The sequence below is a fragment of the Hydrogenophaga sedimenti genome (assembly GCF_051857515.1).
GTDB lineage: Bacteria > Pseudomonadota > Gammaproteobacteria > Burkholderiales > Burkholderiaceae_C > Hydrogenophaga.
This window is the reverse complement of record NZ_JBPZHA010000004.1, coordinates 205596-231462: the sequence shown is the minus strand read 5'-3', so window position 1 is coordinate 231462 and position 25867 is coordinate 205596. Positions and strand designations below refer to the sequence as shown.

24 protein-coding genes are annotated in these 25867 nt (G+C 66.7%); 18 read left to right on the top strand and 6 right to left on the bottom strand.

Features of this window, described 5'->3' with window-relative positions; genetic code table 11:
- Nucleotides 1-14 precede the first annotated feature (14 nt).
- The 6 genes from ACS5NL_RS08395 (at nucleotide 15) to ACS5NL_RS08370 (ending at nucleotide 6185) form a co-directional block, all read left to right on the top strand.
- Nucleotides 15-1736: an acyl-CoA dehydrogenase family protein gene (locus ACS5NL_RS08395; protein WP_439353275.1), complete on the top strand. Its 1722-nt coding sequence runs from the start codon at nucleotides 15-17 to the stop codon at nucleotides 1734-1736.
- Nucleotides 1737-1891: 155 nt separating this feature from the next.
- A complete protein-coding gene (locus ACS5NL_RS08390) occupies nucleotides 1892-2740 on the top strand; it encodes a 2OG-Fe(II) oxygenase (RefSeq protein ID WP_439353274.1) in 849 nt (282 codons plus the stop codon).
- 6 nt (nucleotides 2741-2746) lie between these two features.
- Complete coding sequence (locus tag ACS5NL_RS08385) at nucleotides 2747-3154, top strand: SxtJ family membrane protein (RefSeq protein ID WP_439353273.1); 408 nt, start codon at nucleotides 2747-2749, stop codon at nucleotides 3152-3154.
- Nucleotides 3155-3180: 26 nt separating this feature from the next.
- Nucleotides 3181-3330, top strand: a complete 150-nt coding sequence (locus tag ACS5NL_RS08380; RefSeq protein WP_439353272.1) for a DUF5989 family protein — start codon at nucleotides 3181-3183, stop codon at nucleotides 3328-3330.
- Nucleotides 3331-3333: 3 nt separating this feature from the next.
- On the top strand, nucleotides 3334-5166 hold the full coding sequence (locus ACS5NL_RS08375) for a carbamoyltransferase family protein (protein WP_439353271.1): 1833 nt from the start codon (nucleotides 3334-3336) through the stop codon (nucleotides 5164-5166).
- 2 nt (nucleotides 5167-5168) lie between these two features.
- Complete coding sequence (locus ACS5NL_RS08370) at nucleotides 5169-6185, top strand: SGNH/GDSL hydrolase family protein (RefSeq protein WP_439353270.1); 1017 nt, start codon at nucleotides 5169-5171, stop codon at nucleotides 6183-6185.
- 15 nt (nucleotides 6186-6200) lie between these two features.
- Here the strand turns inward: ACS5NL_RS08370 and ACS5NL_RS08365 are convergent, their stop codons facing one another.
- Nucleotides 6201-6932: a response regulator gene (locus tag ACS5NL_RS08365; RefSeq protein WP_439353269.1), complete on the bottom strand. Its 732-nt coding sequence runs from the start codon at nucleotides 6930-6932 to the stop codon at nucleotides 6201-6203.
- Nucleotides 6929-8560, bottom strand: a complete 1632-nt coding sequence (locus ACS5NL_RS08360) for a sensor histidine kinase (protein WP_439353268.1) — start codon at nucleotides 8558-8560, stop codon at nucleotides 6929-6931. The genes ACS5NL_RS08365 and ACS5NL_RS08360 overlap by 4 nt, the downstream gene beginning before the upstream one ends.
- Nucleotides 8561-8649: 89 nt before the next feature.
- Between ACS5NL_RS08360 and ACS5NL_RS08355 the strand changes: the two genes are divergently transcribed.
- The 5 genes from ACS5NL_RS08355 (at nucleotide 8650) to ACS5NL_RS08335 (ending at nucleotide 12873) form a co-directional block, all read left to right on the top strand.
- Nucleotides 8650-9609 carry a glutathione S-transferase family protein gene (locus ACS5NL_RS08355; protein WP_439353267.1) on the top strand — a complete coding sequence of 320 codons (960 nt, stop codon included), beginning with the start codon at nucleotides 8650-8652 and terminating at the stop codon, nucleotides 9607-9609.
- Complete coding sequence (locus tag ACS5NL_RS08350; RefSeq protein ID WP_439353266.1) at nucleotides 9606-10097, top strand: GNAT family N-acetyltransferase; 492 nt, start codon at nucleotides 9606-9608, stop codon at nucleotides 10095-10097. The genes ACS5NL_RS08355 and ACS5NL_RS08350 overlap by 4 nt, the downstream gene beginning before the upstream one ends.
- A gap of 27 nt (nucleotides 10098-10124) precedes the next feature.
- Complete coding sequence (locus ACS5NL_RS08345; RefSeq protein ID WP_439353265.1) at nucleotides 10125-11030, top strand: SDR family oxidoreductase; 906 nt, start codon at nucleotides 10125-10127, stop codon at nucleotides 11028-11030.
- 8 nt (nucleotides 11031-11038) lie between these two features.
- Nucleotides 11039-11587 (top strand): methylated-DNA--[protein]-cysteine S-methyltransferase, encoded by a 549-nt coding sequence (locus tag ACS5NL_RS08340; protein WP_439353264.1) that lies wholly within the window; start codon nucleotides 11039-11041, stop codon nucleotides 11585-11587.
- Nucleotides 11588-11661: 74 nt separating this feature from the next.
- Nucleotides 11662-12873: a multidrug effflux MFS transporter gene (locus tag ACS5NL_RS08335; protein WP_439353263.1), complete on the top strand. Its 1212-nt coding sequence runs from the start codon at nucleotides 11662-11664 to the stop codon at nucleotides 12871-12873.
- Between the two features lie 5 nt (nucleotides 12874-12878).
- Here the strand turns inward: ACS5NL_RS08335 and ACS5NL_RS08330 are convergent, their stop codons facing one another.
- Both ACS5NL_RS08330 and ACS5NL_RS08325 read right to left on the bottom strand, forming a co-directional pair.
- Entirely contained in the window at nucleotides 12879-13982 is a 1104-nt protein-coding gene (locus tag ACS5NL_RS08330) for a DUF72 domain-containing protein (RefSeq protein WP_439353262.1), read from the bottom strand.
- A 19-nt stretch (nucleotides 13983-14001) separates the two neighbouring features.
- Nucleotides 14002-15573, bottom strand: coding sequence for a Fic family protein (locus ACS5NL_RS08325; protein WP_439353261.1), 1572 nt, complete (start codon nucleotides 15571-15573; stop codon nucleotides 14002-14004).
- A 664-nt stretch (nucleotides 15574-16237) separates the two neighbouring features.
- Between ACS5NL_RS08325 and ACS5NL_RS08320 the strand changes: the two genes are divergently transcribed.
- The 4 genes from ACS5NL_RS08320 to ACS5NL_RS08305 all read left to right on the top strand — a co-directional run bounded on the left by ACS5NL_RS08320 (nucleotide 16238) and on the right by ACS5NL_RS08305 (nucleotide 21536).
- Complete coding sequence (locus ACS5NL_RS08320; protein ID WP_439353260.1) at nucleotides 16238-16945, top strand: hypothetical protein; 708 nt, start codon at nucleotides 16238-16240, stop codon at nucleotides 16943-16945.
- A gap of 354 nt (nucleotides 16946-17299) precedes the next feature.
- Complete coding sequence (locus ACS5NL_RS08315; protein WP_439353259.1) at nucleotides 17300-19687, top strand: Tex family protein; 2388 nt, start codon at nucleotides 17300-17302, stop codon at nucleotides 19685-19687.
- Between the two features lie 106 nt (nucleotides 19688-19793).
- The gene (locus ACS5NL_RS08310) at nucleotides 19794-20621 is read left to right on the top strand and encodes an HDOD domain-containing protein (RefSeq protein ID WP_439353258.1); all 828 of its coding nucleotides are present in this window, start codon (nucleotides 19794-19796) and stop codon (nucleotides 20619-20621) included.
- Nucleotides 20622-20705: 84 nt separating this feature from the next.
- A complete protein-coding gene (locus ACS5NL_RS08305; RefSeq protein ID WP_439353257.1) occupies nucleotides 20706-21536 on the top strand; it encodes an HDOD domain-containing protein in 831 nt (276 codons plus the stop codon).
- Nucleotides 21537-21576: 40 nt separating this feature from the next.
- Here the strand turns inward: ACS5NL_RS08305 and ACS5NL_RS08300 are convergent, their stop codons facing one another.
- Nucleotides 21577-22557, bottom strand: coding sequence for a Bug family tripartite tricarboxylate transporter substrate binding protein (locus tag ACS5NL_RS08300; RefSeq protein ID WP_439353256.1), 981 nt, complete (start codon nucleotides 22555-22557; stop codon nucleotides 21577-21579).
- 107 nt (nucleotides 22558-22664) lie between these two features.
- On the opposite strand from ACS5NL_RS08300, the gene ACS5NL_RS08295 reads away from it, so the two are divergent.
- On the top strand, nucleotides 22665-23753 hold the full coding sequence (locus ACS5NL_RS08295) for a patatin-like phospholipase domain-containing protein (protein WP_439353255.1): 1089 nt from the start codon (nucleotides 22665-22667) through the stop codon (nucleotides 23751-23753).
- A 25-nt stretch (nucleotides 23754-23778) separates the two neighbouring features.
- Entirely contained in the window at nucleotides 23779-24057 is a 279-nt protein-coding gene (locus tag ACS5NL_RS08290; protein WP_439353254.1) for a DUF2164 domain-containing protein, read from the top strand.
- An 8-nt stretch (nucleotides 24058-24065) separates the two neighbouring features.
- Here the strand turns inward: ACS5NL_RS08290 and ACS5NL_RS08285 are convergent, their stop codons facing one another.
- A complete protein-coding gene (locus ACS5NL_RS08285) occupies nucleotides 24066-25007 on the bottom strand; it encodes a LysR family transcriptional regulator (RefSeq protein WP_439353253.1) in 942 nt (313 codons plus the stop codon).
- A 112-nt stretch (nucleotides 25008-25119) separates the two neighbouring features.
- Here ACS5NL_RS08285 and ACS5NL_RS08280 point away from each other — a divergent pair, with 112 nt between their 5' ends.
- Nucleotides 25120-25827 carry an HAD-IA family hydrolase gene (locus ACS5NL_RS08280; protein WP_439353252.1) on the top strand — a complete coding sequence of 236 codons (708 nt, stop codon included), beginning with the start codon at nucleotides 25120-25122 and terminating at the stop codon, nucleotides 25825-25827.
- The last annotated feature ends 40 nt before the right edge of the window (nucleotides 25828-25867 follow it).

The following is a 25867-nucleotide window of genomic DNA, read 5'->3' as shown; positions in this document are numbered from 1 at the left end:
TTGGAGGTGTCTTCATGCGTGCGACCCACGAAGTCTTCAACCAGCCTGCGCCGCTGGTGGATGTCAACCTGTTCGAGGGCAACCGGGCGTTGCAGGATGCGCTGCGCTTCAACGCGCCGTCGCTCGACACCGCGCCGCTGCATGCCCTGGGCCAGCAGGTCGGCAGCGCGGAGATGCAGCAACATGCGCGCCTGGCCAATGTGTTCACGCCGCAGCTCAAGAGCCACAGCCGCTTCGGCCACCGCATCGACCAGGTCGAGTTCCACCCGAGCTACCACGCGCTGATGTCGGCGGCCACCGCCGCCGGCCTGCATGGCACCCCCTGGGCGCACACCAGCCGCGACGCCGGGCCGCCCCAAGGCGCGGCAGCCCCCTCGGGGGGCAGCGAACCACACGAAGTGGGGAGCGTGGGGGCGCACACCCTCCGTGCGGCCGCCTTCATGCTGTTCACCGAACTGGAGCCGTCTGTCCTCTGTCCGATCTCGATGACCTACGCGGTCACGCCGGCGCTCAGGGACAACCCGGCGATCTACCGCGACTGGGCGCCGCAGCTCACCAGCCGCGCCTACGACCCGACACTGACGTTGTGGAAGGACAAGACCGGCGTGACCATGGGCATGGGCATGACCGAGAAGCAGGGCGGCTCGGACGTGCGCGCCAACACCACGCAGGCCGTGCCCGATGGCTCGGACGGCTGGGGCCAGCGCTTCAGCGTCACCGGCCACAAGTGGTTCTTCTCGGCCCCGATGTGTGATGCGTTCCTGATCCTGGCGCAGACACCGAGTGGCCTGTCGTGCCTGTTCCTGCCGCGCGTGCTGCCCGACGGTTCGCTCAACCAGTTGTTCATCCAGCGCCTGAAGGACAAGCTGGGCAACAAGGCCAATGCGAGTTCGGAGGTCGAGTTTGCCGGCGCCACCGCCTGGCTGGTGGGCGAAGAAGGGCGTGGCGTGCCGCAGATCCTGGCGATGGGCACCATGACGCGGCTCGACTGTGCCCTGGGCACCAGTGCGCTGATGCGCCACGCGCTGTCGATCGCCGTGCACCACACCCGCCAGCGCTCGGCCTTCGGCAGGAAGCTGGTGGAGCAGCCGCTGATGAAAAACGTGCTGGCAGACCTGGCGCTGGAGTCGGAGGCGGCCACCGCGCTGTCGATGCGGCTGGCGCGCAGCTTTGACCGCGCGGCAGGCGACGAGCACGAACGCGTGATGCAGCGCCTGCTGACCCCGGTGGCCAAGTTCTGGATCTGCAAGCGCGGCAGCTACTTCGCGCAGGAGGCGATGGAGTGCCTGGGCGGCAACGGCTACGTGGAGGAGGGCGGCGAAGGCATCATGGCCCGCATCTACCGCGAGATGCCGGTGAACTCGATCTGGGAGGGCGCGGGCAACATCATGGCGCTGGACCTGTTGCGGGCCCTGCGCAAGGCCGACGCCGCGGCCGCGCTGGCGCACGAACTCGCGCCCGCGCGGGGCCTGCACCCGGCGCTGGACCATCTGGCCGACCGCCTGCCGGTTCGGGTCGAACAGATGGCCAGCGAGATGGAAGCCCGGCGGCTGGCGCAGGACGTGGCGCTGGCGGTGCAGGCGGCCCTGCTGGCCCGGACGGCCCCCTCCGCCGTGTTTGGCGCGTTCTGCGATTCGCGCCTGGGTGGGCGTTGGGGTCTGTGCTTCGGCTCGCTGGGCGAAGGGGCCGATATGGATGGATTGATTGCGCGCGCCCTTCCCCCGTCGGAGGGATGAAACGCCCCGAATTTTTCCGAATTTGATTTCGATCAAGGAGCGACCAACAAGCGCAACCGTATCCCATACGTATTCCATACGCTGTGCTGCATAAATTAGAAAGCTTTGGAGCGCCTGCCATGGGCGCCCGTGTTCTTGCGACGAAAGTTTTCCATATGAGCAGCAACAACCCCCTCGCCGATCGCTTCATTTTCGACGACCCCAAGTACCTGAAGCTCGCGGAAGAAAACGCCGAGCGGTACCAGAACGGTGACCCGTTCCCCAGCATCTATTTCGACAACTTCCTGCCTCTGGATGTGGCGGAAGCGGTCTGGCAGGAGTTTCCGAAGCCCGACCAGGCCGACTGGAACGACCTGCGCCGTCCCGACGAAACCAAGATGCTCTGCGCCGACGAGCGCGAGTTCGGCCCGGTGACCCGCCAGCTGATGTACCAGTTCAACTCCAACGGCTTCCTGGCCTTCCTGGAGAAGCTGACCGGCATCAAGAACCTGATTCCCGATCCCTCGATGTCCGGTGGCGGTCTGCACCAGACCCTGCCGGGCGGCCTGCTCAAGCTGCACGCCGACTTCAACCTGCACAACGAGCTCAAGCTCGACCGCCGCGTCAACATCCTGATCTACATGAACAAGGACTGGCAGGACGAGTGGGGCGGCCACCTGGAACTGTGGGACAAGGACTGCAAGCGCATGGGCAACAAGATTGCGCCGATGTTCAACCGCCTGGGCATGTTCTCGACCACCAGCGAGTCGTTCCACGGCCATCCGGACCCGCTGACCTGCCCGCCCGGCAACAGCCGCAAGTCGATCGCGCTGTACTACTACACCAACGGTCGCCAGAAGACCTCCGAAGCGGATGCGCACACCACCATCTTCAAGGCTCGCCCGGGTGAGCAGTTGGGTGGTCTGCAACTGCACAAGATCCAGGACTGGGTGCCGCCCGTGATCTGGCGCGGCATCCGCGACTGGCGGGCCAAGGCCCAGTTCAAGGGCCAGGCCAAGCGCTGACCGGCGATGAGCGAACAGCACGCATCCCCATCCGTCAACAGCGCGCAGAAATTCGGTGCGCTGATGGCCTTCGCGCTGGCGGTGATGGCTGGCCTGGCGCACTACCGTGGTCACGCCGGTTCGCGCAACATCAGCCTGGCGCTGATGTTCGCCCTGGGCGGGCTGGCGCTGGCGCGTCCAGCGTGGCTGATGCCCGTCGAACGGCTGTGGATGCGGCTGGGCGAAGCGATGGGGCGGGTGGTGCAGCCCATCGTGCTGGGCGCGATCTATTTCCTGCTGATCACACCCGTGGCGCTGGTGGGGCGCCTGTTCGGTCGTGATCCCCTGCGCATGCGACGGCAGTCCGGCGCCAGCTACTGGATCGAGCGCGAAGTGAAGACCATCGATCCCGACTCCTTCAAGCATCCCTACTGACATCCATCGATCCCGGGCGCCTTCACATGTCTTTTTTCTCTGAACTGCTGGCTTTTCTGCGCACCCGCAAGAAGCTCTGGCTGCTGCCGCTGATTCTGGTGATTGTCCTGATCGGAAGCCTGTTGATCCTGGCCCAGGGCTCCGTCCTGGCCCCGTTCATCTACACGTTGTTCTGATCCATGAACATTCTGGGCATTTCCGCCTACTACCACGATTCGGCGGCTTGCCTGGTGATGGGCAACAAGGTGGTGGCTGCGGCGCAGGAAGAGCGGTTCACCCGCAAGAAGCACGACAGCGACTTTCCCTCGAAGGCCGTGGCTTACTGCCTGTCGCAGGCCGGCATTGCGCCGTCGCAGGTCGACCAGGTGGTGTTCTATGACAAGCCGTTCCTGAAGTTCGAGCGCCTGTTCGAGACCTACCTGGCCTTCGCCCCCAGGGGCCTGAAGAGCTTTGCGACCTCGCTGCCGGTCTGGGTCAAGGACAAGCTGTTCCAGCGCCGGGTGATCGAGCAGGATCTGGCGAAGGCGCTGGGCGACAAGGTGGGCTGGGGCGAGCGCCTGCTGTTCTCCGAGCACCACCTGAGCCATGCCGCGAGTGCGTTCTTTCCATCGCCGTACGAACGCGCCGCCGTGCTCACCATGGACGGTGTGGGCGAATGGACCACGACCTCGCTGGCGATCGGCAATGGCAGCGATCTGCAGATTGCCCGCGAAATCCAGTTTCCCCATTCGCTGGGTTTGCTTTATTCGGCCCTGACCTATTACACCGGTTTCAAGGTCAATTCCGGCGAATACAAGGTCATGGGTCTGGCGCCTTATGGCGAACCGCGTTTTGCCAAACTGATCCGTGACCACCTGATCGATGTGAAGGACGACGGCAGCTTCACGCTGGACATGTCGTATTTCAATTACTGCACCGGTCTGACCATGACCAGCGAGAAGTTCCACGATGTGTTCGGCGGCCCGCCGCGCGAACCGGAGTCGGAGCTGACGCAGCGCGAAATGGACCTGGCCGCCTCGATCCAGGCTGTGGTCGAGGACGTGGTCCTCAAGATGGCGCGCAGCCTGGCCAAAGAAACGGGTGAACGCAACCTGTGCCTGGCCGGTGGCGTGGCGCTGAACTGCGTGGCCAACGGCAAGCTGCTGCGCGACGGCAGCTTCGACCATGTCTGGATCCAGCCGGCCGCCGGTGACGCGGGCGGTGCCCTGGGGGCGGCCCTGGCCGTGGCGCACCTGCACAACAAGGCGCCGCGTGCGCTGGTGCCGGGTGGCGACGGCATGGCCGGTTCCTACCTGGGCCCGGCCTACGGCATGGCCGAGATCGAGGCCGGCCTGCAGGGTTCGGTCTACACGGTGCTCGACGACGACGCCATCATCGAGCAGACGGCGCAAGCGCTGGCCAGCGGCAAGGCCATCGGCTGGATGCAGGGACGCATGGAGTTCGGCCCGCGTTCGCTCGGCGGCCGCAGCATCCTGGCCGATCCCCGCTCGCCGCACATGCAGAGGCAGCTGAACCTCAAGGTCAAGTACCGCGAATCGTTCCGGCCCTTTGCCCCCAGCGTGCTGCGCGAAGAGGTGGCCAACTGGTTCGAGCTCGACGGCGACAGCCCCTACATGCTGCTGGTGGCCGACGTGAAGCCGGAACACCGCCGGGCCATGACCGCGGAGGAAGACGCCCTGTTCGGCATCGAGAAGCTCAACGTGCCCCGTTCGAGCATTCCCTCGGTGACGCACGTGGACTACTCGGCGCGCATCCAGACGGTGACCGCGTCGACCAATCCGCGCTACCACGCGCTGATCAAGCGCTTCCAGGAACTCACCGGCTGTCCGGTGCTGGTCAACACCTCGTTCAACGTGCGTGGCGAGCCCATTGTCTGCACGGCGCAGGACGCGCTGCGCTGCTTCATGGGCACCGAGCTGGACGTGCTGGTGGTGGGCAACGCCATCCTGCGCAAGGAAGACCAGCCCGAGAGCCTGCGCGAGAACTACCAGGACCTGTACGAACTCGATTGACCATGGAACAGAAGCCGTCCCGCGTCCGCAACCTGGTCTTCTATGGCATCGCGCTGTCGCCCCTGCTGGCGATCGTGGGCGTGCTGGTCTACTTCACCTTCCTGACCAACGCGTTTCCGCAGGCCTACCGGCAGTACATCCGCAACATCAATTTCGACTGCTTCGATGTGGTGCCCGACCACCGCTACGTCTACCGCATGAAGTCCGGCGAATGCCACTTCAACAACGCGGAGTACAGCACGGTCCAGACCATCGATGCCAATGGCTTTCGCAACGCGAACCCGAAGGTCCCGTATGACGCCAAGGTGGTGCTGCTCGGCGACTCGCACACCTACGGCTTCTCGGTCAACGACGCGGACACGCTGAACGCCCAGCTCAAGAGCCGGCACAACATCGACGCGCTGAATCTGGGGGTGCCGATCTACGCCACCTACCGCGAGCTGGCCGCGGCCGAGGACCACGCGCCCAACGCGCAGGTGCTGGTGCTGCAGTACTGCGAGAACGACCTTGGCGAAAACGCCGAGTACCTGACCCTGCCGGCGGACCAGGAGCCCGAAAACCGCAAGGGCATCCTGCAGAACATCACCCTGGCCAAAGAGGTCTACCACGCCCGCAAGGCCGCGGGAACGCCGCTGGGCGACACCTTCCGGGGCATTGCACAGGTGATCCGCGAGGGGGAGTACGCCAACCGCTGGGAGATGAAGCAGGAAGACCGCACGCGCGACTACGAGGGCGAGGCGCAGGCGTTCTCGGACATCCTGGCGCGGCACATGGACTACCTCAAGGGCCGGCGCCTGATCATCTACGAGTCCTCCAGCTACGGCCGCAACAACACGCGCTTCATGCACTCGTTCACCAAGGTGCTGCGCGAGAGGCTGCCCGAACTGCAGTTCGAAGTGCTGGACGTCACCACCGCGACCAACAAGCACGACTACTTCTGGCTCGACGACCACCCGCGCGCCAGCTTCTACGCCAAGCTGGCCGACATGCTGGCGCCGCACCTCAAGCCGGGCGCCTGACCCGGCCCGTTTCGCTCACTCCTCGGCGTCGACCGGCTCCCCGGACCCTGCCGTTCCGGTGGCGCTGCTGCAGAACTTGTAGCCCACGCCCGGTTCGTTGATCAGGTGGACCGGGTCGGCGGGCCGGTCTTCCAGCTTGGCGCGCAGCTGCGCGATGTACAGCCGCAGGTAGTGGGTCTGCTCGGCGTTGCCCGGCCCCCAGACGGTCGACAGCAGCTGGCGGCGCGGCACCACCTTGTCGGCCGAGCGCACCAGCACTTCCAGCAACTTGAACTCGGTCGGCGTGAGGCGCACCCGCTCGCCCTTGCGGGTGACCGTGTGGCTGCCGGTGTCGATGACCAGGTCGCCGGCTTCAAACACCAGCGGACCACGTGCCGAGGGTTGCCGACGGCGCGCAGCCACCCGGATGCGCGCCATCAGCTCGGGCACCGAGAACGGCTTGACCAGGTAGTCTTCGGCGCCGCGGTCCAGCAGGCGGATGCGGGTGTCCTCGTTGTGCTCGGCCGAGATCACCACCACCGACAGGTTGGCGCGCAGCAGCTCGTCCAGCAGTTGCTCGCCATTGCCGTCGGGCAGGTTCAGGTCGAGCAGCACCACCTGGAAGCGGTCGCGGGCCTGCCGCAGCTGGGCCTGCGCCTCCTGGATCCGGGTGGCCACCACGACTTCATGTCCTTCGAGCTGCAGCGGTTGCAGCAGCGCGCTGCGCAGGCGCGAGTCGTCTTCGATCAGCAGGATGTTCGGCTTCATGAGATCGGTTCTTCTTCGATGATCGGCGGCGGGACGGTCATGGCGGTTTCGCTCGACAGCGGCAGCACACATTCGAACACGGACCCGCCGCCGTCCCGCGGTTTCCAGTGGATTTCGCCGCCGTGGGCCTTGAGGATGGCGCGGCACAGCGCGAGGCCCACACCGGTGCCCATGCGCTGGCGGTTGTCCTCCTCGGGCAGGCTGGGCACCTGCTTGAGGGCGCGCCCGCGCTCGAACACCTGGAACAGGCGCAGCTGCAGGGTCGGTGCGATGCCGGGCCCGCGGTCCATCACGGCGATGTGCAGCATGCGGTCTTCGGTCCAGGCCCGGATGTGCGGCGGTTGCCGTCCCGCGTACGAGCGGGCGTTGTCCAGCAGGTTGTCGAACACCTGGGCCAGCAGGATGGCGTCGCACCGGATCAGCGGCAGGCCCGGGGCCAGGTCGGCGGTGGCGCGCCATTCGGGGTCGCGGGTGCGGAAGCGGTGCAGCACGCTGCCCAGCAGGTCTTCGATCGACTCCCATTCCAGCTGCAGCGAGAACGCCTGGGCGTCCAGGCGGGCCAGCTGCAGCATGTTGCCGGTGACCCGCTTGAGGTGCTCGACCTCGTCGATGATGTTGTCCAGCATGCGCTGTTTCTCGCGCTGGCCCAGTTGCTGTTCGTGGGTCCGCATCTGTGACGCGTGCGACAGGATGGTGGTCAGCGGGGTGCGGTATTCGTGCGACACCGCCGACAGCACCAGGTTGCTGTGCTGGCGCCGGAAGGCCGCCTTGCTGGCGGCGGTCGCCTTGCGGGCCCGCTGGGCCCGTTCCAGCGCCATGCCGAACAGGTTGCACAGGGTTTGTGCCGCGTCCAGATCGGCCCGGGACTTCGCGCCTTCGCTCCGCCAGGTCAGCAGCGCTGCACCCAGGGTCGACTGCTGTCCGGTCAGCGGCAGGCAGATGCCGCGCGGGCCGGCCGACACCGGCGCCTGGCTCGAGATGCACTGCTGCATGGCCGCCAGCTGGGCGTCGTCGAAGGTGCCCCAGTGGGCCGGCTCGCTCTCGCGCGCCGCATCCGGGGGATCGGCGGGGGAGTCCGACACGTCGGCCGCGATGATCAGGCTGACCTGGGCATCGACCATGCTGGTCAGCGCCGAGCCGATGAAGGGCGAGACCTGCGCCGGGTCCTCGCTGCGGTTGAGCGTGTTGCTGACCCCGTTGAGGGTCTTGAGCTGGCCGATGCGCTGCTGCAGCGCCAGACCGACGATGCGCAGCCGCGAGGTCAGGGCACCCACCACCAGGCTCACGCCCAGCGCCACGATCAGGATCACGTCGTGGTGCAGGCCCAGCTTGAACTGCAGGCTGCCGATCGGGGGCGCAAACAGGTAGTTGAAGGCCAGCGCGGCGACCAGGGCAAACACCACGGCCATCAGCGGCGTGACGAACAGCGACGCCAGCGCCGAGGTCAGGATCAGGGTGACCGTGATGGCCGCCAGCCCCAGCTCCAGCGTGTTCTGCATCCAGTCCATGCAGGCGAAGCCGGCGATCCAGACCAGGGCACTGATGACCCAGCGGGGTCTGGCAAGCACACCCCGTTCGACCGACAGCGGGTCGTCCAGCAGGTCCATGAAAGGGCGAAGAATGGCCATGGCTCCTATTGTCGTGGGTGTGACCGCGGATTTTCGCGTTTGATGCACACTGCGGCTGGTCGTCATTCCCGACCCGAGGTACCGCAGACATGGCTTCGATTTTCGTGCCCGAGGGCAGCGTTCCCATCCTTCACCACTACCCGATGTCGCCGTTTGCGGAAAAGGCGCGGCTGATGCTGGGCTTCAAGGGGCTGGACTGGCAGAGCGTCTACATCCCCAGCGTGATGCCCAAGCCGGATGTGGTGGCGCTCACCGGCGGCTACCGCCGCACACCGATCCTGCAGATCGGTGCCGACATCTGGTGCGACACCGCCCTGATCGCCACGGTGCTCGAACACCTCAAGCCGGCGCCGGCGCTGTTTCCCGACGCCGTCAAGGGCGTGGCGCGGATCGTGGCCCAGTGGGCCGACAGCACGCTGTTCTGGGCCTCGATGGGGCACAACCTCGGCCCCAGGGGCGCCGCCGCCCTGTTCGCCAACCAGCCGCCCGAAGCGGCGCAGACCTTTGCCGCCGACCGCGGCGCCATGAGCAGCGGCATGACCCGCGTGCGTCCGGGCGATGCCGCGTCGGCCTACCGCAGCTACCTGCGGCGGCTGGCGCACATGCTGCACGGCCAGTCCTTCCTGCTGGGCGACGCGCCCTGCATCGCCGACTTCGCGGCTTACCACCCGCTCTGGTTCACCCGCCACCTGGTGCCGCCGATGGCCGGCATCCTGGAAGCGACGCCCGAGGTGCTGGCCTGGATGGACCGCATGGCGGCCATCGGCCACGGCAAGCCCACGAAACTCGGTGCCAGCGACGCCATCGCGATCGCGGCCGCCGCCGAGCCCGCCCCCCTGTCGCCCGAGGTGTTCCAGGACGACCACGGCATCGCCCTGGGCAGCCGCGTCACCGTGGCCGCCGAGAGCTTCGGCCCCGAGACCACCGAAGGCATCCTGCTGGCCGCCACCCGCACGCACTACACGCTGGAGCGCCACGACGAACGCGCCGGGCGCCTGCATGTGCATTTCCCCCGCGTGGGCTACGTGCTGCGGGAAGTGCGCGCTTGAGCGGGCCGACGGTTTTCGGTGCGGGTGGCGCCCTGCAGTGGCGCTGCCTGCCGTTCCACGCCATGGGCGCGGACACGCTCTACCGCCTGCTGCGCCTGCGCAGCGAGGTCTTTGTGGTCGAACAGAACTGCCTGTTCCAGGACATGGACGGGCTGGATGCGCAGTGCCTGCATGTGCTGGGCGAAGTGGTGGACGCGCAGGGCGTGGTCCATCTGCACGCGAGCACCCGCCTGGTGCCGCCCGGCGTGTCGTTCGCCGAGGCCAGCATCGGCCGCGTGGTGACCTCGCCGGCGGCTCGCGGCGGCGGCATCGGCCACGCGCTGATGGCCGAGTCGGTGCGGCAGCTGACCGCGCTGTGGAGGCCGCAACCGATCCGCATCGGTGCGCAGGCGCACCTCGAAGCGTTCTACAACCGGCACGGCTTCGTGTCCGACGACAAGCCCTACGTCGAAGACGGCATCCCGCACATCGAGATGCTCAGACCCTGATACCGCCATTCACAGGAGACAACACCCATGATCAACGACTTCAAAGGCAAGACCGCCGTGCTGACCGGCGCCGGCTCCGGCTTCGGGCTGGAGTGCGCCCGCATCGGCGCCCGGCTGGGCATGAACCTGGTGCTGGTCGACGTGCAGCAGGACGCGCTGGACAAGGCCCAGGCCGAGCTGGAAGCCGCCGGCGCGACCGTGCTGGCGCGCAAGGTCGATGTGTCCGACGCCGCGCAGATGGAAGCCCTGGCGCAGGCGGTGCAACAGCGCTTTGGCGCGCCGCACTTCGTGTTCAACAACGCCGGCGTCGGCTCCGGCGGCCTGATCTGGGAGAACTCGGTCAAGGAGTGGAACTGGGTCATGGGCGTGAACGTCTGGGGCGTGATCCACGGGGTGCGCCTGTTCACCCCGATGATGCTGGCCGCCGCCAAGGCCGATCCCGCCTACCAGGGCCACATCGTCAACACCGCCAGCATGGCCGGCCTGCTGACGCCGCCCAACATGGGCGTCTACAACGTCAGCAAGCATGCGGTGGTGAGCCTGACCGAGACGCTGTACCAGGACCTGAAGCTGGTGACCGACCAGATCAGCGCCAGCGTGCTCTGCCCGTACTTCGTGCCCACCGGCATCAACAAGAGCGAGCGCAACAAGCCGGCCGACATGGCCGACGAGAAACCGACGCAGAGCCAGCTGATCGGCCAGGCCATGACCGACAAGGCGGTCGGTTCGGGCAAGGTGACGGCCACGCACATGGCCGAAGCGGTGTTCCACGCCATCGGCCACGACCAGTTCTACATCTACAGCCACCCCAAGGCGCTGGGCAACGCGAAGTCGCGTTTCGACGCCATCGTCGCCGGCACCAACCCGCCCGACCCGTTCGCCGAACGGCCGGAGATCGGCGTGGGTCTGCGGCAGGCGCTGCGCGCGGGCTGAGGGGCGCCATGGACGGCGTCGGTCACGCGCTGTTCGACACCGCCATCGGCACCTGCGGCATGGCCTGGGGGCCGGCGGGCATCACGGCGGTGCAACTGCCCGAGCCCACGCCGGAGGGCACGCGCCAGCGCATGCTGCGGCACCTGCCGGCGCCCGTCCCCGAGGGCGATCCACCGCCTTCGGTGCAGTCGGCCATCACCGAGCTGAAAGCGGCCTTGCGCGGCGAGCGACCGGCCGACCTGCGCCACCTGCCGCTGGACATGTCGCGTCTCACACCCTTCCTGCAGCGGGTCTACGAGCGCGCCCGCGCGATCCCGCCCGGCCAGGTGATGACCTACGGCGAACTGGCCACCGAGCTGGGCGACAAGGGTCTGGCCCGCGCCATCGGTCAGGCCATGGGCGCCAACCCGTTCGCGCCCGTCGTGCCCTGCCACCGCGTGCTCGCGGCGGGCGGCCAGCCCGGCGGTTTCTCCGCCAGCGGCGGCGCCATCACCAAGTGGCGCCTGCTGGAGATCGAGGGCTACCAGCCTGGCGGCGGGCCCTCGCTGTTCGACTGACGCCCGCAGGCTGCCGCGCAGGGTTGTTCCGGGCCCGCCGGGCGGCGTTCCGGCCGCGCCGCGACAATCCCCCGATGCTTTCGCGTTACCTCAAGATGGCCCTGGTGCTGGGCCTGCTCTCTGCCATCGGCCCCTTCGCCATCGACATGTACCTGCCCGCGCTGCCCGACATCGGGCGCAGCCTGGGGGCAGAGGTTGGGCCGGTCCAGCTCACCCTCACCGCGTTCTTTCTTTCCATCGGCCTGGGGCAGTTGCTCTACGGCCCGGTGTCCGACATGGTGGGCCGCAAGCCGCCGCTGTACGCGGGCCTGGTGCTGTTCGCGCTGGCCAGCATCGGCTGTGCGCTGGCCACCGACATCCACACCCTGGTGGCGCTGCGCTTCCTGCAGGGGCTGGGCGCGGCCGCCGGCATGGCGATCCCGCGCGCCATCGTGCGCGACCTGCACACCGGCGCCGAGGCCGCGCGCCTGATGTCGCTGCTGATGCTGGTGTTCAGCGTCTCGCCCATCCTGGCGCCGCTGGCGGGCAGCGGCGTGATCGCGCTGACCGGCTGGCGCGGCGTGTTCTGGGCGGTGGCGCTGGCGGCGGTGGCCGGGCTGCTGCTGGTGCGCGGTGCGCTGGTGGAAACGCGCAGCGAAGCCGAGCGGGTGGACAGCAGCCTGGGCAGCGCGCTGCGCGGCTACGGCCTGCTGCTGCGCGACGCGCACTTCCTGGGCCTGGTGTTCATCGGCGCCTTCGCGATGGCGGGGTTCTTCGTCTATCTCGCCGGCTCGCCCTTCGTGCTGATCAACCACTACGGCCTCACGCCCACGCAATACAGCCTGGCCTTCGGGGTCAACGCGGCCGCTTTCATCGGCGCCGCGCAACTGACCGGGCCGCTGGGCCGGCGCTTCGGGCTGGCGGCGCTGGCCAAAGGCGCGGTGACCGTCTCCGGGCTGGTGCTGCTCGCGCTGCTGCTGTACTACCTCTCTGGTGGTGACAGCCTGGTGGTGCTGATCGCGCTCAACTTCGTGGCCACGGCCTTCATGGGCCTGGTGATCCCCACCGTGTCGGTGCTGGCGCTGGAAGAGCACGGCGCGATCGCGGGCACCGCGTCGGCGCTGATGGGCACGCTGCAGATGCTCTGCGGCTCGGCCGCCATGGGCGTGGTCGGCCTGTTCGCCAACGGCCTGCCGCTGCCCATGGTGCTGGGCATGGCGACCGGGGGCCTCTCTGCCCTGGCGCTGAGCTGGATCACCTTGCGCAAGCCCGCGCACGGCGCCCCGGTGCAAAGAGTTCGGGGCTAGCCCCCTCAGTCGCCGTCTTGCGAGGCGGCGGCCAGTCCCTCCGCCAGCGCCCGCGCCGACAGCGGCGCACAACCCTCGGCCTTGTTGCTGATCGTGACGTAGGCGTTCTGCCCCGCGCCGGTCACGCCGCGCACCGTGCGCACGATCAGCGCGCGCGTCTCGGCGTCCACGTCGTGGATGCGGTCGTAGGGTTCGTAGGAGCGCTGCGCGTCCTCGTAGCCGTAGGCGCCGTGCAGCGGGTTCAGGTTCCAGCGGCAGACCATCGGCCCGGGCCAGAGCGCGCGCAGGATGGGCAACTGCTCGGCCAGGCGCGGCATCTTGGCGTGCAGGCCCAGGCAGTAGGTGGCGCCGGTCTCCTTGAGCACGGCCGCCAGCTGCGGCGCGATGGCGGGCGAGAGCCACTCCGGGTCGCGCACCTCCACCGCCACCACGCCGTCGGGCGTGGCGCCGCGCACATCGGGCAGCGCCCGCAGCAGGGCGCGCAGCCGCTCCAGCAACAGCGGCAGGCGCTGCAACTGCGAAAACGGCAACGGGCTGAGCTGGAACACCAGCGCGCCCACCTTGTCGCCCAGCCCCGCCAGCGCTGGGGTGATGAACTCCTGCGTCGCCAGCACCGGGTCCAGAAACGCCGTGTTGGGCTGGCGGCCCTGGCCCTGTTCGCCGCGCACCAGCGCGTCCGTCACCAGCGCCGGCGCCTTCACCACGAAGCGGAAATCGTCGGGCACCTGATCCGCAAAGCGCGCGTACTGCCCCTCGGTCAGCGGGCGGTAGAACGACCGGTCAATGCCCACGCAGCGCAGCAGCGGGTGCTGCGCGTAGGCGGTCAGCCCGTTCTTGGCCAGCACTGCCTCGCTGTAAGGCCCTTCGTCCCACACGATGCCGGCCCAGCCCGGGTAGCTCCAGGTCGAGGCGCCCAGGCGGATGCGCGGGTTCAGGCGGGCGGCGAGGGTTCGGGTGGCGTCGTCTGGCGGAAGAAGGTGGACTTCGCTGGAGCGGCGGAGGGGTTTGGTGGGCGCGGTGTCGTCTTCCGCCTCGTCGGGCGCGACCGCAGGCGGCTTCGGGTTGGCCGGTGGAGGTGCCGGCGGTGCGCCGAACAGATCGTCCTGCATGTGTGTCCGGGCCTGCCGCTCACCGGGCTGGCGCGTCTCCTGCGCCGTCCTCAAACGCCGCGCGCACGGCTTCCACCAGCTGGCCGTGCACCCCGTAGAAGACACCGCGTTCTTCAAAGATCGTCGGCAGTTCCTGCCGCAGCTTGCCGCTGACCACCCACTGGCTCTGGTGGAGCGAACGGATGATGCGGTCCGCGTCGGCGTCCGGCATCTCTACCCAGCGCTTGATGGCGGCACGTGCGGCGTCGTGCTGGCGCAGCAGCAGGGCCTCTTGCGCCATCTCGTGTTCCACCGTCTGGCGCAGCAGCTCGCTCAGGTAGCGTGTGTGCGCGGTCAGGTCCAGGTAGCGCCAGACGTGCTGCGCGTCGTCGGACTGCAGGAACTCGAAATTGGTCTCCACCCCATCGGGGCACACCCGGTGCTGCGCGAAGCGGTAGCCGTCGGCATAGGCCTGCATGAACGGCCGGGACACCACCTCCAGCACCTGGTCGTACTGCGCCCGCCCTTTGGCCGAGCCGGCGATCGTGGCCGACACCGGCACCACGATGTTCGGCGGCACCACCTGGTCCGCCGCCAGTAAATGGTTCACCAGAAAGCGGTGCACCCGCCCATTGCCGTCGGCCAGCGGGTGCAGGTAGACAAACGCGAACGACACCGCCGCCGCCCGCGCAACACTGTTGGCGCCTCGCGTGCGCCGTTCGGTCAGCCGCAGCGCGTCCAGCATGCCGGGCACCATGTCTTCGCCCGGCGCGATGTAGTGCACCAGCTGCGCGCGAAAACTGCTCTGCCCCACAAACACGGGCGACTGGCGGACCCCCACCCGCAGCGCGTACGGACCCAGCACCGCCTGCTGCAAGGTCAGCAGGTGATCGGGTGACATGGGGTCGTCCAGCCGGCCGCTGAATTCGCCGATGGCGGCGGCAAAGCGGCGCACCTTGTCGTCCTGGTCGGCCTCGTGCTCCACGGCAAAGCTCGCACGCGACTCCTTGAAGGTCAGCCAGGCCGCGCTGCGCAACAGCAGCTCCGGGCCATAGGTGTCGTCCAGCCGCTGCACGCCGGCCGCCACGTCGTACAGCCAGCCACGATCTGCCTCCGGCTCCAGGTAGACCAGCGGGCAGAACTCCGGCGAGCCGGGCAGGTTGTCGTTCACCCGCCAGCGCCGCACCCGCTCGGGCTGCGGCGCGGCAAGGTACTGCCCGGCGTCGATGGCGTCCACGTAGCCCATGTTGGCCGCCGTGTCGGGCACGTCCAGCCGCCGCCCGGTGAACCACTCATACAAGAAAGCTGTGCGGCGCGCGTAGCGGCCGGTGGGTTCGTCCCGCGCCCAGGCCGCCACCTCGGCGGGGTCCAGCGCGGCAAACAGGCGCGAGAAAAACTCGAAATGCAGCCGCTCGTACTTCAACCCGAACTCGAAATGCCCCCGGAAACTATCGTCCGGCTGGTACTGCGCCGGCCAGGTCAGCACCTCGTGGCCGTCCACCACCTCGCGCTGGCGCACGGACCCCAGGCGGCTGCGGCTGAACAGCGGCTGCACGAGGCGGATGCCGTGGACTTGGGCCAGGCGCTGGAAACCGAGGAAGGTGTCGGCCATGGTGGTGTTTGGATAGGAGGAACACCATTTTGATAGAAAACGGCCAGATTTGTAGAGAAACGTTAGAAATTCGGTCAAGGGGCAGAACGATGCCCTACGCGCTTGTTGCAGGTCACCACCTGTTGAATGTGGGGGCGGCGGTTGCCTGCTTGTGACAAGACGTTGCAGAATGGTCGCTCGAACGCACAACAACCAATTACATTCCAGACCAGAGGAGGGAGGCCATGGTCCATCTACATCCGACGCCGCTGCAAAGCTCGCTCAAATCAGCGGGTTGCGGGCTACGTCGTTGATTTTTGGCGGTAAGGGTTTGCGAGGCGCGTCGCGTAATGTGGGAAGGTCTTGACAGTATCTCTGTGCTCAGATTAGCGATTGTCTGTTTGAGATATTGCCTTTGGGTGTTTACCCCTTGCCGAAAAAGGTAAGACATGAGCCCTGAAATAATTGTTTTATTTTTATGAGGAACGCGCGTATTTAGATCGAATTTTGCGATTTTGATTTTCGCCGAGCTTGGGGTGCTATGATTTGGCTTCACTATTTTGTTTGAATGAATTTGGATTTCGATTTGATGTTGGAGGTTGTATTATGTATTGGTGGGTGACTGTGAAGATGATGATTTTCGATATGAATTTATTTCTAACGGGAGGTGATTTTAATGAGGCTTATGATTGCGTTTTTGTTGCCCGCTTTTTTGCTGGGATGTTCGTCAAAACCTAGTTCCTCGGATGTGAAAGAGGCGCTTTCTAAACAGTTGGTTTCACAATGTAAATTTGCGAAAATTAGTGATGTCAATCTGGATGAAGTGATTCAGCCGGAATTGAGTAACTCCAATAAGGTTGTTGTTAAATATTCTTATGAATTAGGGGTTAAGGTCGACGGTGGGTACGTGGATGATCTTCGCCGTTGGGAAAAGTCGCAAGAAGTTAAAAAACAAATAGGTGAACTATATGATAAACCCGGCGAATCTAAAGTTTTATTGGATAAGTGGATTCACCGAGAAAGGCTTCCGTCAAACGCTTCGAACGAGGAATATGAGGCCGAGGAGGTTGAATCGCGCAGACTGGAACGGCTAGTAGAATTTGAGCGCTATGAGCGCGTTAAGAAATTTGTTGGCTCGACCGATGGGATGTTTGCCCTTGGTGATGATTTTGGTCCTCCTCCGGCCATTAAATTGATCGAAAAAATTAAAGAGCCAGATTTTCCAACCGAATGTATCGACTATTCCCAATCAACACCTTTTGGGCTGCTGCACTCTACTTTGCGACGCGAAGGGCCTGTAAATGCAGTTAATCAATATATCAATGGTGTTTCGGTTAAAATTGCGGCGGAAGGTGTGATGCTCAAGACGGATGCAGGCTGGACTTTCCGTTAGGCATTCTTGGTGGTTTTCGGTTTAAGCTATGGTTGCAATATGGCTTTGGATTTGAGGTTTACCATTTTGACGCGATCGAATAAGGATGTCTGGTGCTTGCTAGGTGTTGTCGAATTTGAAAACACTTGCGCCTAGAGATGATTAATTCGATGTGATCTGCGTCGCTCGCAAATCAGCACCTAATTCTTGGATGAACCTCGTGGAGTCGATCTATCTGCCGACCGAAGATGTGGTGCAAGCACAGGTACTGGTTGATTTGCCGTTCAGTTTTTTAAGTGGCTTGAGGTTCCCCTCTACCCCTGTGGCAAACTCGTCCGCTTCGTTGAAAACCGGGCCGCTGGCGCCCCTTGGGACATGCAGAAAATCATCGCGCAGATCGCGCAAGAGATCAGGGTTGAGCCGCGGCAGGTGCTGGCCGCGGTGGAGTTGCTGGACGGGGGGGCGACGGTGCCTTTCATCGCCCGCTACCGCAAGGAAGTGACCGGCGGGCTGGACGACGTCCAGCTGCGCGAGCTGGAGTACCGCCTGGGTTACCTGCGCGAGCTGGAAGACCGCCGCGCAACCGTGCTCAAGGCCATTGACGAGCAGGGCAAGCTGACCGACGCGCTGCGCGTGGCCATTGCCCAGGCGCCGACCAAGCAGGAGCTGGAAGACATCTACCTGCCGTTCAAGCTCAAGCGCCGCACCAAGGGGCAGATCGCCCGCGAGTTCGGCATCGAGCCGCTGGCCGACAAGCTGTTTGCCGACCCGACGCTGGACCCGCTGACCGAGGCGGCCGCCTTCACCAAGCCGCCCGAGGTGCTGGACGACGGCAAGCCGGGCGCGGACTTCTCGACGCCGCAGGCCGTGCTGGACGGGGTGCGCGACATCCTCTCGGAGCGCTGGGCCGAAAACCCGGCGCTGGTGCAGTCGCTGCGCGAATGGCTGTGGGCCGAGGGCCTGCTGCAGAGCAAGCTGGTGGCAGGCAAGGACGAGAACAACGCCGATGTGGCCAAGTTCCGCGACTATTTTGAATACGACGAGCCGATCGGCCGCGTGCCGTCGCACCGGGCGCTGGCGGTGTTCCGCGGCCGGGCGCTGGAGATCCTGGACGCCAAGCTGGTGCTGCCCGAGATGCCCGAGCCGGGCAAACCATCATTGGCCGAGGGCAAGATTGCGCTGCACCTGGGCTGGAGCCACCAGGGGCGCAAGGCGGACGACCTGATCCGCAAGTGCGTGGCCTGGACCTGGCGCGTGAAGCTGAGCCTCTCGACCGAGCGCGACCTGTTCACCCGCCTGCGCGAGAGCGCCGAGGCGGTGGCGATCAAGGTGTTTGCCGACAACCTGCGCGACCTGCTGCTGGCTGCGCCCGCCGGCCAGAAGGCCGTGATGGGCCTGGACCCGGGCATCCGCACGGGGGTGAAGGTGGCGGTGGTGGACGCGACCGGCAAGCTGGTGGCGACCAACACGGTCTATCCCCATGAACCCAGGCGCGACTGGGACGGTTCCCTTCACACGCTGGCGCTGCTGTGCCGCCAGCACGGCGTGCAGCTGATCGCGATCGGCAACGGCACGGCCAGCCGCGAGACCGACAAGCTGGCCGGTGAACTGATCAAGATGCTGGCCAAGGCGGGCATCGAGGGCGTGCAGAAGGTGGTGGTGAGCGAGGCGGGCGCCTCGGTCTATTCCGCCAGCGAATTTGCCAGCCTGGAAATGCCGGACGTGGACGTGAGCCTGCGCGGCGCGGCGTCGATTGCCCGACGCCTGCAGGACCCGCTGGCCGAGCTGGTGAAGATCGACCCCAAGAGCATCGGCGTGGGCCAGTACCAGCACGACGTGAACCAGAGCGAGCTGGCGCGCACGCTGGACACGGTGGTGGAAGACTGCGTGAACGGCGTGGGCGTGGACCTGAATACGGCCAGCGTGCCGCTGCTGACCCGCGTCTCGGGCCTGTCGGGCTCGGTGGCCAAGGCGGTGGTGCGCTGGCGCGAAGCCAACGGCGCCTTCAGGAACCGCCAGCAGCTGCTGGACGTGACCGGCCTGGGCGCCAAGACGTTTGAACTGGCGGCGGGCTTCCTGCGCATCCGCGATGGCGACAACCCGCTGGACATGACCGGGGTGCACCCGGAAACCTATCCCGTGGTCGAGCAGATCATCGCCAAGACCGGCCAGCCGGTGGCGAACCTGATGGGCCGGGCCGACATGCTCAAGACGCTGCGGCCCGAGCTGTTCGCCAACGAGAAGTTCGGCGTCATCACGGTCAAGGACATCCTGGGCGAGCTGGAAAAGCCGGGCCGCGACCCGCGCCCGGACTTCCAGGTGGCGCGCTTCAACGAGGGCGTGGACGACATCGCCGACCTGCGCGAAGGCATGGTGCTGGAGGGCACGGTGAGCAACGTGGCCCAGTTCGGCGCCTTTGTGGACCTGGGCGTGCACCAGGACGGGCTGATCCACGTGAGCCAGCTGAGCCACAAGTTCGTCAACGACGCGCGCGAGGTGGTCAAGACCGGCGACATCGTCAAGGTCAAGGTGCTGGAGGTCGACGCGGCCCGCAAGCGCATCAGCCTGACCATGAAGCTGGACGCCGCGCCCGCCCGCAAGGACGGCCCGCGCGACAACCGGTTCGAGCCGTCCCGCGGCGGCCCGCTCGGCGGCGACCACGGCCGGGGGCAGGGGAACCACGGTGGCGGCCAGCGCCAGCCCGAACAGGCCGGCGCCATGGCCTCGGCCTTTGCGAAGCTGCAGGGCCTGAACAAGCGTTAAGCCTGTCACGCCGGCCGGGGGGCGGGTTGGCGGGGACTCAAGTCGGGGTCCGGGTGGTCGATAGAGGTGGTGTTCATTCCTCCACCCGAACCTCGGACTTCTGACCATGGAACTCGAAGCCCTGCTCAATTACCCGCGCGCCCTGCCGGCGATGCCGCGCGCTGTGTCGGACCTGCTGGTCGAGATGAACCGGGAGGACCCGAGCCCCAAACGGGTCTCCGAACTCATCGGACGCGACCCGGCCCTCACCACCCGCGTGCTGCGCCTGTCGAACTCGGCGTTTTTCCGGGTCAGCCGCAAGATCGGCAGCGCCGACGAAGCGGTGGCCCTGCTGGGCATGACCCACACGCGCTCGCTGGTGATGGCGGCCGCGCTCGGCGGCAGCTTCAAGAACGTGCCCGGCATCGACCTCAAGCAGTTCTGGCGCTACAGCCTGCAGGCGGCCGAGATCGCGCGTTCGCTCTCCGAGACCCTGCACCAGAACCAGAGCGGCGCGTTCACGGCCGGTCTGATCCACGCCATCGGCATCCTGGTCATGCACATCGCCATGCCCGATCGCATGGCGCCGCTGGACCTCTCGACCTCTCCGCTGGACTTCAACCGCGCCGCGGCCGAAAAGGCGGCGCTGGGCTATTGCTACGCCGAGGTCGGCGCCGGCCTGGTCGAGCGCTGGCAGTTCCCGGTCGAGATGGTGTCGGCCCTGGCCAACCAGATTTCCCCGTTCGAGGGCGAGGCCTACGACCCGCTGGCCGGGGTGTTGCACCTGGCCTCGTGGCGGGCGCGGGCCCAAGAGCTCCAGCTGGACGACAACGGGCTGGCCGCGACGTTCCCGGACATGGTCGGCCTGACGCTGGGCCTGGAGCTGGACAGCGTGCTGGGCAAGGACCCGTCGGAATGGTCGATTTCCCAGGCCCTGGGCGCTTTCATCGGCTGAACGCCGTTCAACCCCTCAAGTCCCGCTCGCGACGGTCGAAACTCTAACCACCCCCTCTCCAACACCACCCAAGGGAACCGCGCCATGCATCTCGATAAATTGCTCAAGCAACCGAATGCCCTGCCGTCCGCACCCAAGGTGGTGCGCAAGCTGATGGAGACCTTCGACAAGGAAGAGGTCGACCTGCTGCAGGCGGCGGCGCTGATCGAGTCCGATCCGGTGCTGACCGCCAAGCTCATCAAGACCGCCAACTCGGCCTTCTTCGGGCTGCACCGTTCGGTCACCAACGCCCGCGAGGCGATGAACATGATGGGCCTGATCAAGGTGCGCGCACTGGTGATCGGCGCGGCCCTGGGCGACGGGTTTCACCGCCTGGGCGGCGTCAACCTCGGCCAGTTCTGGCGCTACAGCATCAACAGCGCCAACCTGTCCCGCTACATCGCGCTGCCGATCCGCATCGACGAAAGCACCGCCTTCACCGCCGGCCTGGTGCACGGCATCGGCGAGCTGGTGATGCACGCCGGCATGCCCGAGGCCATGATCGACCTGGACCGCAGCATTCCCATGCTCGACCTCAAGCGGGCGCGCGCCGAGCGCGGCCTGTTCGGCTACAGCTACGCCGAAGTCGGCGCCGCGCTGGCCCGCGAGTGGAAGTTTCCCAAGAAGATGATCAACGCGATCGAGCACCAGGCCGCGCCGTTCGACAACGACGTCTACGAACCGATTGCCGGCGTGATCCACATCGCTTCGTGGCGCGCGCGGGCCGAAGAGCTGGCGCTGGGCAGCGAGGCCCTGATCAACACCTATCCCGATCCGATCGGTCTGGTGCTGGGCATCGACCCCGACACCGTGATCGGCGAAGAGATTCCGTCGCTGACCCGCACGGTGCAGGAAGACACGGTCGACATTTCCTGAGTCTGCCCCGGGCGCCGGACCACGCGCCCCGGCCGGCGGTTCAGCTCTTGAGCCGCAGCATCATGGTGACCGCGCTGGCAATCGCCTGCTCGATGACCAGCGTCTCGGCAAAGTCCTTGCCGTGCATCAGCGCACCGATCCACTTGCGTTCCGTCAGGGTCTGGTTCCAGCTCGGGTGCTGCGTGGCCGCGACCACGATGCGCCGCAGGTTCTCGCGGTCCGCCTCCGCGATCTGACCCGGACCGAACACCGCGCGCCAGTTGCCCAGCTCGGTGTTCACCCCCAGCTCGGTGAGCGAGGGCACACCGTACAGGGACTTGCGCGACGAGATCGCCAGCGGCACCAGCGCCTTGCTTTCGATGTCCGTCTGGAACTCGCTGTAGCTGGAGATGGCGATTTGCGCCGTGCCCTTGTCCAGCAGGGCGACCGCCTCGCGGCCGCTGGCGGTGGGCAGGTAGCTGAGCCGGTTCAGGTCCAGCCGCAACTGCCGCGCCATCATGCCGGCCAGCATGTGGTCGACCCCGCCCGACGAACCGCCCGTGAACGCCACCGTGCCCAGATCCTTGCGCATCGCGTCGAGCAGCGCGGGCATGGTCGTCAGCTTCGATCCGGCCTTGGCGACCAGCACCATGAAGTCGTTGGTCAGGCGGGCCACGGGCGTCACGCGGGCCAGCGTGACCTCCGGCTTGCCGACCGCGATCGCCCCCAGCATCACCATGCCGCCCACCAGCAGGGCCGAAGGGTCCTGGCTGAACCGCGCGACGAAATCGGCCAGGCCTAGCGTGCCGCCCTTGCCGCCCTTGTTTTCGTACTCGACCTTGCCCGCGAGGCCGGCGGCCTGGATCGAGGCACCGAGCGCCCGGCCGGTCTGGTCCCAGCCGCCGCCCGCGCCGCCGGGGATGTAGATGCGCACCGAAGGCAGGGCGCGCGGGGCCGCGGCGGTCTGGGCCATCAGCGGCGTGGCCGTGCTCCACACGGCGCTGCCCACCGTTCCGGCGATCAACAGGCTTCGACGTTTCATGCGCAGGTCTCCTCCGGTTTGAGGTCAAATGGGCATTTCAGTCACGCCGACTGTCACTCTGCTGTCAGCGGCGTCGGGACTTACCCGGATCACTCAACACCGTCTCCATGTCTTCCTTGCGCCTTTACGCGGGTCCTGCCGCGCTGCGCCACCTGCGCGAACACGGCCTGCGTCCGCAGGACGTGGGTGCCATTCCGGCCGCCGCCGGTGGTCCCAAGGGCCTGATCCTCGGGCCGCTGGACCGTTTCCTGTTCGGCCAGTGGCTGCCGCAGAGCAGCCAGCCGGTCGATCTCATCGGCGCCTCCATCGGCGCCTGGCGCATGGCCACGGCCTGCCTGCAGGACAGCGTCGCCGCGCTCCACCGGCTCGAACGCGACTACATCGCGCAGCACTACGAGCTGCCGCCCGGGCAGAAGACGCCGACCGCCGACCAGGTCAGCGGCCAGTTCGGCCACAACCTGCGGCAGTTCTACGGCGGCCGCATCGCCGAGGTGCTCGGCCACCCGCGCTACCGCCTGCACATCGTCACCTCGCGCGGGCGCCACGTGCTCGCGCAGGAGGGCCGGCTGCGCACGCCGCTGGGCTACGCGGCGGCCTTCGCCGCCAACGCGGTGAGCCGCAAGGCGCTGGGGCACTGGCTGGAGCGCGTGGTCTTCTCGTCGGCCGACGCGGGGGCGATGGCGCCGCTGCCGTTCGACCCGCGCGACTTCCGCACCCGCCAGGTCGCGCTCACCGCCGAGAACTTCATGCCGGCGCTGCAGGCCAGCTGCTCGATCCCGTTCGTGCTGCGCGCGGTGCACCAGATTCCCGGTGCGCCCGCCGGCGCCTACTGGGACGGCGGCATCACCGACTACCACCTGCACCTGCGCTACCGCACGCCCGACGCCTCGCCCATCGTGCTCTACCCGCATTTCCAGCGCGCGGTGGTGCCCGGCTGGCTCGACAAGGCCTGGAAGCGGCGGCATGTCTCCAGCGCCGCGCTCGACCGCATGCTCGTGATCGCGCCCGACCCCGGGTGGGTGCACACGCTGCCCGGCGGCAAGCTGCCCGACCGCACCGACTTCACCCGCCACGGCCAGAACCTCGCGGCCCGCATGAAGGTCTGGAACGGCGCCACCGCCGCCGCCACCGAGCTCGCCGATGAGTTTGCGGCCTGGCTGGCGCGGCCCGACCTGTCGCGGGTCGAAGCGCTCTGAACCGTCCCGCCCAAGGAAAAGAACCATGACCATCGAACTGTCCAAAGAACTGCGCGCCCAGGCCGTCGCGTCCATCGAACGCTATTTCCGCGAACACATGGACGAGAAGATCGGCAACATCGCCGCGGGCGGCCTGCTGGGTTTTTTCCTCGAAGAGATCGGCCCGGTGGTCTACAACAAGGCGGTGGCGGATGTGCAGGAGCGGCTGCAGACGCGCGTCTCGGAGATCGATCTGGAAGTCCACGAAGACGAGTTCCAGTACTGGCGCAAACACGAGCGCCAGGCCCGGGCGCCCAAACGCTAGCGCGCCGCCTAGCCCGCGGGCTGCAGGCGCAGGTAGCGGCCGTACTTGTCGGCCAGATAGCCCTCGGCGTGTTCGAGCATGAAGTAGCGGAAGGCTTCGGCCGAGGGTGAGAGCAGCTTGGAGAGCGTGTGCACCACGTTCCAGGCGCGCACGATGGGCGTGCCTTCGACGTCGAGGATGGCGATCAGGCCGTGTTCGAGTTCGAGGCCGATGGTGTGCAGCGAGAGGAAGCTGATGCCCATGCCGGCCATCACCGCCTGCTTGATGGTCTCGTTGCTGCCCATCTCCATCACCACGCGCGGCTCCATGCGCGATTTCTCCAGGAAGTTCTCCATCGCCGCGCGCGTGCCGGAGCCGCGTTCGCGCAGGATGAACCCGTAGGGGCGCAGGCTCTCGACGGTCGGGTGGCCGATCTTGAGCAGCGGGTGGTCGACCGGCGCGACGAACACGTGCGGGTGCGCCGCGAAGGGCTCGGTGCGGGTGGCCAGCTCCTTGGGCGGCCGGCCCATGACGGCGATGTCCACCTCGTTGCCGTGCAACATCTTCACCAGCTGCTCGCGGTTGCCCACCGCCAGCCGGATTTCCACGCCCTCGTGCTCGCGCTGGAACTGCGCCAGCAGCGGCGGCAGGAAGTACTTGGCGGTGCTGACCATGCCGATGGTCAGCTGCCCGACCTCCACCTGCTTGAGGCGCGCGGCCGCGTCCTCGGCGTCCTTGAGCGTGGCGAGCACCTTGCGCGCGTAGACCAGCATGTATTCGCCCGCGGTCGTGAGCGCGACCTGGCGCCCGTTGCGCTCGAACAGCGGCATCCCGACATGGCCTTCCAGTTCCTTGACCTGCATGGTCACGGCCGGCGGTGTCAGGTGCAGGGCCTCGGCCGCGCGCGCGAAGCTGAGGTGGCGGGCGACCTCGTTGAACACCCGGAGCTGGCGGAAGGTGGCGTTCTTCATTCAGTGATTGCTTAAGTGAAAGTCAATTACTTGTGAATTTACCTTATTTCAACGGCGCCATACAGTCCGCCTCACCCCTGAAATTCCATTGTGTGAAAAAAGGTGAACGGACATGCTCAAGGCCCTGATCTTCGATGTGGACGGCACGCTCGCCGATACCGAAGGCCTGCACCTGGAGGCTTTCAACCACGCTTTCCGTGAGGAAGGGCTGGACTGGCGCTGGGGCGTGGACGAGTACATCCGCCTGCTGGAGATCTCCGGCGGCCGCGAGCGCCTGATGCACCATTGGCGCAGTGTGAACGCCGGTCTCAAGGAGGTCGACAACGGCGCCGTGCAGGACCTGGTCGCTCGGCTGCACGAACTCAAGACCGCCTATTACGAAAGCGCCGTGCTGCAGGGCGCGGTCAGCCTGCGGCCCGGCGTGCTGGCGCTGATGAGCGAAGCGCGTGCCCAGGGCCTGCAACTGGCGATCGCCACCACCACCTCGCCGGTCAACATCGCCGCCCTGCTGCGCACCGCCATCGGCCCCGACTGGCGCGAGCACTTCCTCTCGGTCGGCGACGCCAGCAACGCGCCGATCAAGAAGCCCAACCCGCAGGTCTACATGAAGGTGCTGGCCGAGCTGGGCCTGCGGGCCGCCGACTGCGTGGCCTTCGAAGACTCGGCCAACGGCCTGAAGGCGGCGCTGGCCGCCGGCCTGGACACCGTGATCACCCCCAACCGCTTCACCGCCCACCACGACTTCAAGGGCGCGTTGCGCACCGTCGCCGACCTGACCCAGGTCAGCGTGCCGCGGCTGCGCGAGTGGCACGCCCGCTGAAGACGCCCGCCGAGACCCCCGTTTCCCTCCACCACCGACC